Origin of the sequence: Blautia sp. MSK.18.38 (assembly GCF_024460535.1) — a bacterium.
In the GTDB taxonomy this organism is placed as follows: Bacteria; Bacillota; Clostridia; order Lachnospirales; family Lachnospiraceae; genus Blautia_A; species Blautia_A fusiformis.
In genome coordinates, this window is record NZ_JANFYP010000027.1 from 38,512 (window position 1) to 45,050 (window position 6,539).

The following is a 6,539-nucleotide window of genomic DNA, read 5'->3' on the forward strand; positions in this document are numbered from 1 at the left end:
ACTATGAAAAAGAAGCTTCTGAAAAAATTAATGGTCCTTGCGCTGTCTGCAGTAACTGCTTTCAGTGCGGTACCGGTGGCAACGGTAACAGCAGCAGGTAATCCTTATCCTACAACACAGGATGTGGATCGAGATGGCTTATACGAGATCCCCTGCACACGCTTTGCATGGCAGTGCGTGTATGACAGACAGGGAATCGCATTGCCTTCGTGGGGAAATGCGGTAAGCTGGTGGCAAAATGCTATCAATCAGGGCTATGCAGTAGGAAATGAGCCTGTTCCCGGTTCTATTGCTGTATGGAGCGGAGATTATTACGGACATGCTGCTTATGTAACAGCTAATCTTGGAAACAACAGATTTACGGTAGATGAGGGAGGAAGAACGGACAAAGATCAGACATCCTCTCATGGAGTTGCATATGGATATACACTGACCAATGCAGTCGGAGGAAGGCGCCCTTATGATTCTAACAAGGTGCTGCTTGGCTTTATCTATCCGGGCGTTCGTGTACCGGGCAAGCCATATGTGAGCGTGAATCCGGGAAAAGCGAATCAGACCACAACGTTTTCCTGGAATGCAACAAGCTATGCCAGATATTATGATGTATATGTGTATAAAGCAGGAGAATCCAATCCGACGCAATTTCAGTATGGAGTGAATGGAACAAGCTGGTCCTGCACATTGCCGGCGGGGAATTACAGGGTAGCGGTGGCATCTGTGAATCATGCACAGTATGCATATACATTTTCGGATTCTGTGAATTTCACTGTCCAGGCAGCTCCGGTCACACATACACATAACTATCAGAGAGTAACAGTAAAGGCAACCACCACTGCCAACGGATATACACAGGAGCAGTGCAGCTGCGGAAGTATACAGAATAAACAGATCATCTATTATCCGAAAAAAATACAGCTTTCCAGAACAAGCTATACTTATAATGGAAAAGTAAAAAAGCCAACGGTAAAGGTTACAGACAGCAACAACAGGGTGATCAGTGCAGACAACTATACAGTTACCTATTCTGCCGGAAGAAAATATGTTGGAACTTATCGGGTAACAGTTCGGTTTAAAGGCAATTACTCGGGAACCGTTATAAAAACCTTTAAGATCACCGGAAAAGCTCATAAACACAGCTACAAAAAACAGGTGAAGAAAGCAACTACATCCAGGAACGGATATGTGCAGTATCTTTGCTCCTGCGGTGCAGTGACCGGAAAGAAAACCATCTATTATCCGAAGACAATAAAGCTTTCTGCCACAAGCTATACATATGACGGAAAAGTAAAAACACCGAAGGTAAAAGTAACCGGTGCGAATAAAAAAACCATCAGTTCCGGCAATTATAAGGTGTCATATTCCCGTGGAAGAAAAAATGTTGGTACTTATAAGGTAACGGTGAAGTTTAAGGGGAATTACAGCGGAACCGTAACAAAGACCTTTAAGATCAAGGCGAAACCTAAAAACTGGGTTTATGTGGATACGCTTCCAAAGAATATCACTTCCGATAAATATACGATCCAGTATAAACACACCTATCAGAAAACAACCTCCAGCTATGTCAACGATGGTGGTGTTTATGAGTCTGTAAGACCACTGGAGACATCTGCTTCCAGACAGCTGGTGGGCTATTATTACTATCATTTCTGTGGACCGAATACCGGACAGAATGTAAACTTTGCGCAGACGGGCTCTTATGTACATTTTGACAGTGTGGTAGCCAGTCAGGTAACCGTAGCTGCTTCCGGCGCAGATGGAGATGACCCGAGCATTACCTATTATCTGCTGAACTGGAACGGGAACGGCAACCGGGTGTGGTGCTCCAGCGGAACTACCTGTAACGGCGCCTACGGAAGCCACGGAGCCAGAGGCCAGGCCTGGTACCGTATGAACCAGTACCAGAACAAAAAAATCCAGACTCAGACCACAACCTCCGAAAGTGATTGGACAACCGGTAAAGACAGCACAGCAGTAAAAACCGTTTACCGTTATAAAGCAAAATAGATCATAGATCAGTCATAAATCAGAAACTCCCTCATGTATCAGAAAAAACTGATATGTGAGGGAGTTTTTTTGCTTAAAAAACGGCTTATTTATTTAGATTATAGTTGGTAAATTTCACAGAGCACAATACTCTGTTTCTATAAAAATACCATAAATTTTTCGGAAATTCAAGGTGCAAGTTCCTGAAAACCGGCTTTTTTATCGTGGTTTTTCGCCATATTTTACGGATAATATAGGGCGCAAATATTGTGGTGTCCGAAAAAGGACACTATTCGCCGTCAGTGTCATCGTCAGAGGATAAAAGACCGGCGGATAAAAACTCTTATTTGTGAACAGACTATAAGATTCGGCATAGCAGGAGGAAAGATCAATGAGCAGAAAAGGAGAAAACATTTACAAAAGAAAAGATGGACGATGGGAAGCCAGATATATCAAGGAGCATCGGATAAACGGAAGGATACACTATGGCTATTGTTACGGAAAAACATATCATGAAGCCAGAGATAAGGTCAATCAGGCACGCTATGCGCTGATGAATGCTCAGCTTCTGCCCGTGAGAGGAAAACGGAATCGCTTTGCAGATTACTGTAATGAATGGCTGTATCTGAAACGAAGCAGCGTGAAACCATCCACTTTTGTAAAATATACAACGATCCTGGAAAAATATATCAAGCCTGATCTCGGGCAGTATTTTTCCGAGGCTGTTTCAGAAATACTTGTAGAACAATTCAGCTACAGGCTTATCCATGAAAGAGGATTGTCACCAAAAACAGTGCGGGATATCCTTTCCGTGCTGCATTCCATTCTGAATTATACAACAAAGCAGAATCCACTGGCAAAACCGGTGGATATCGTATACCCCAGGCAGGATCGAAAAGAAATGCGTGTGCTGACCTGTGAAGAACAGAAAAGGTTTACGGAATATCTTTTACAGGACATGGATCCGTGTAAATTTGGGGTTTTGCTGGCATTGTTGACAGGATTGCGGATCGGAGAAGTATGTGCTTTGAAATGGGAAGATATTTCTCTGGAAAACAAAGTCATCTTTGTACGTCATACCATGCAGCGCCTGAAAAATCTCAATCCTGCAAGTGAAGAAAGGACCCGGATCATAACCGGGGTTCCTAAAAGTGGAAGGTCGGTAAGGATGATTCCCATGAACCAGGATATTGAAAAGCTCTGTAACAAATGGAGAGCAGATGATCTGGAAGCATATGTTCTGACCGGAAAAGCAGGGTATTTCCTGGAACCCAGAACCCTGCAGTATCGCATGAGGCAATATACGAAAGATTGTAACCTGAAAAATGTTCATTTCCATACTTTGCGGCATAGTTTTGCGACACGGTGTGTGGAGGCCGGATTTGAGATCCGCAGTCTTTCGGAGATCCTGGGGCACTCCAGCACACGGATCACACTGGAATGTTATGTACATTCATCTATGAACCTGAAGCGTAAAAATATGGAAAAACTGAAGATCGCAGATACCGTGGAAAAAGAATTTCCGGGAGCCTGAGTTTTTTAATAAACCGTCAAAAACCGCCGTCAGAGAAGAAAGAACCGTTGAATTTACACGGATCGCAGGGAATCTTTCACAGAGTATTGTGCTCTGCGAAAGAGCAGAAATACCGGCATGGACATGTAATGAGCAGTGCCTGTTTTTGACTGCCATAGCATACAAGAAGGAGGTTTGAAGTATGATACATAATCATTCATCTGGAAAACACCGTCTGTGGAGGAAGATCCTCGCAGTCTGTATTGCGTTCGCAATGATCTGCAGTGTTTCCATCTCAGCATTTGCGGTAGAGGCTAGCAGTGAAACAGCCAATGAAAATACTGAAACAGTACAGTCCGGATCCGCAGAGGAAGCAGAAGAGCTGACAGCCGCAGAAGCGGAAAATGATCAGTCGGTGGATGGATCGCAACTAGAAGAACCTGTGGTGACAACCGGAGATGAAAATACAGAGGAACCGACAGATGTTATAGAAGCTCCATCTGATGATCCGGAGCAGCCGGAAGAGCCATCCGTAGAGCCTGGCGAAGATAACGAACAGCCCGCAGATCCAACCGTGACAGAACAGCCGGAGGAGCCGACAGTCACCGAACAGCCCGAAGAACCAGCTGCAACACCGGCGGAAGATGCAGATGCATCAGCAGACGAGGTCCAGGATGTGGAGATGGAAGTGCAGTCGGCTAAATGGCTATGGCCAACAACGGCACCAAAACCAACAACAGTACCAACGGAAACGAAAGCAGCAATTTATTATTTGTCTTCACCGGATGGCGTGCCGGGAAGTAATGATACAGATTATTGGAGTCCGGAATCCGATCAGAGTAAGCTATTGGGAGAAATCGATGTAACTAATGCAACCTGGAAAAATAATAAAAATGTTGTAAGTAATGTGAGTAATTATATTACTAAATGGCCAGATGGGACAACGAGTTCATCATGGACAGTTAGAAGAACAGATAATGAAATAAAGGTAGATAATAAAACATATTTTAATTACATTTTGGATTCTATTTGGGAGGCGTATAAAAAGAATGTAAGAGAGAAATTACAAGTAACTGATTTAACGGAAGATGATGTAACAGAAATTACTTTAGTACCATTTAAAATCTCTCGGGATAACAGTACTACAGAAAATCAATATTATCACATTGACTGTACAATCAACATTAAGTGCTCAAAAGTTTTTGCGGCTAAATTTTGGGTGAAGGAACCGGAAAGCAATGATTATAAATTAGTTGATGCAGCAAATTATAAAAAGGATAGTTCAGTTAATAAGACAAGTATAGTTCAAATTGGTTCCACTCGAGAAATTGATGGAATAACGTATATTCTGGATGGCTGGTATCCGGAAAAAGATCCCAACGGGAATGATAACAACTCAAAAATTTCAAATGAAAAGTGGCCATATTCTCCAAATGAAACAGAATTAGCAGATGGTACCGTAAATTTTTATGCTCACTACGCACCGCTTTATACGTCAGTAGATATCAAAAAAAATGTAACTGGAAATATGGGAGATAAGAGTAAAAAGTTCAACTTTATAATTTCTGTAGTAAATGGAAATACTAATCTTCCATTTAAAATCGGTGAGACACAGTATACAGGTTCAACGACAATTACACTGTCAGATAAGCAGACAACAAGACTGACACAGGTTCCAGTTGGAGCAACCGTAACGATCACAGAAGATGATTATTATAGCAACGATAGATATACGCCTTCCTATACAATAGACGATAACCCTTCTGTTTCGAATAATAGAGAGGCGAAAATAACATCTATTTCAAGAAGGGATAATGATGTTTCTCACGAAGTTACCTTTACCAACAACAAAGACGCAATCCCGGACACTGGGCTGGATCTCAATACAACACCATACATTCTGGCGTTAGGTATCGTAGCTGCCGGAGCAGGTGTGCTGTTATTCAGGCGCAGGAAGCGTTGGAATTGAAGGCGGTTATGATGAAGAAGAAACAGTCAGGGAAGAAAGGAAGCCGCAATGCTGGAGCAGAGCGGTTTCCACAAACAGAGGCGTTAAATCATGAGCACGAAAAGCTGAAGGAGTGGTTCCGGACGGTCAGGTTTCGGAAAGTGCTGTTTGGCGGAGTGGATGAAATTCATCTCTGGAAAAAGCTGGAAGAGCTGAATCAGATTTATGAAACATCCTTAAGTGCAGAACGTGCACGGTACGATGCACTGATCGCTGACCATCAGAAAAGCTGTGATGCCATGATTCGCAAATATAAGGAACTTGCTGAAAGAGGGACTACCGGACAGGATACAAATGTCTGATCTGTTCACAGGATATAGTTCCAGAGAAGAGGTGCGGAGGTGATGCGTGCTGAAAAAGATCAAACCTGTTCTCAGACAATCCGGAAAAGAAGATATTCTACAGAAATAAAGGAAGGCTACATCCGCCTTTTGTGGCGGGTCGTGTTGATCGTGGCCGTTGGCTGGCTGCTGTTTACACAGGTCTTTCTTATAGGCCAGGCACCGGATAATGAAATGTTCCCGGCAGTGGAAGCCGGAGATCTTCTTATCGGTTATCGGCTGGAACAGAATCTTGAAAAAGAAGATGTTGTCGTGTATGAAGCCGGCGGCAAAACTCATGTAGGGCGTATCCTGGGATGCGAAACCGACGTGATCACAATGGATGACACAGGAACGCTTCTTGTAAACGGAACAGCCCAGACAGGAGAAATTGCATTTCCTACATATGCAAAGGAAGGGATCACATATCCCTACACAGTTCCGGAAGGCAGTGTATTTATTCTGGGAGACTACCGAACCCATGCAAAAGACAGCCGTGAATTCGGCCCCATCTCCATAGAGAATGTGAAAGCAAAAGTAATCACTATACTTCGAAGAAGAGAACTGTAAAAAAGTAATTGTTCTCCCATTTCTGAGAGAACATAACAACAAATGTATAAGCTGCTTTTTATGAGCTTATAAATAAATTTATATTTCTAGCTATAAATGAGCAAATTTGAAAAATTGCACAAAACTACACTGCGAATTTCATAAA

The 6,539-nt window shown here is 42.9% G+C and carries 5 protein-coding genes; all 5 read left to right on the top strand.

Annotated elements, in window-relative coordinates:
- Nucleotides 1–3 precede the first annotated feature (3 nt).
- The 5 genes from NE638_RS14760 (at nt 4) to lepB (ending at nt 6,394) form a co-directional block, all read left to right on the top strand.
- Nucleotides 4–2,004: a CHAP domain-containing protein gene (locus NE638_RS14760; RefSeq protein WP_173746531.1), complete on the top strand. Its 2,001-nt coding sequence runs from the start codon at nt 4–6 to the stop codon at nt 2,002–2,004.
- Nucleotides 2,005–2,374: 370 nt separating this feature from the next.
- Nucleotides 2,375–3,517, top strand: coding sequence for a tyrosine-type recombinase/integrase (locus tag NE638_RS14765; RefSeq protein ID WP_173746532.1), 1,143 nt, complete (start codon nt 2,375–2,377; stop codon nt 3,515–3,517).
- 181 nt (nt 3,518–3,698) lie between these two features.
- Nucleotides 3,699–5,465 carry a DUF7601 domain-containing protein gene (locus NE638_RS14770; protein ID WP_173746533.1) on the top strand — a complete coding sequence of 589 codons (1,767 nt, stop codon included), beginning with the start codon at nt 3,699–3,701 and terminating at the stop codon, nt 5,463–5,465.
- 8 nt (nt 5,466–5,473) lie between these two features.
- Nucleotides 5,474–5,806, top strand: coding sequence for a hypothetical protein (locus NE638_RS14775; protein WP_147417229.1), 333 nt, complete (start codon nt 5,474–5,476; stop codon nt 5,804–5,806).
- A gap of 42 nt (nt 5,807–5,848) precedes the next feature.
- Nucleotides 5,849–6,394: a signal peptidase I gene (gene lepB, locus NE638_RS14780; RefSeq protein ID WP_118368648.1), complete on the top strand. Its 546-nt coding sequence runs from the start codon at nt 5,849–5,851 to the stop codon at nt 6,392–6,394.
- Nucleotides 6,395–6,539: the final 145 nt, after the last annotated feature.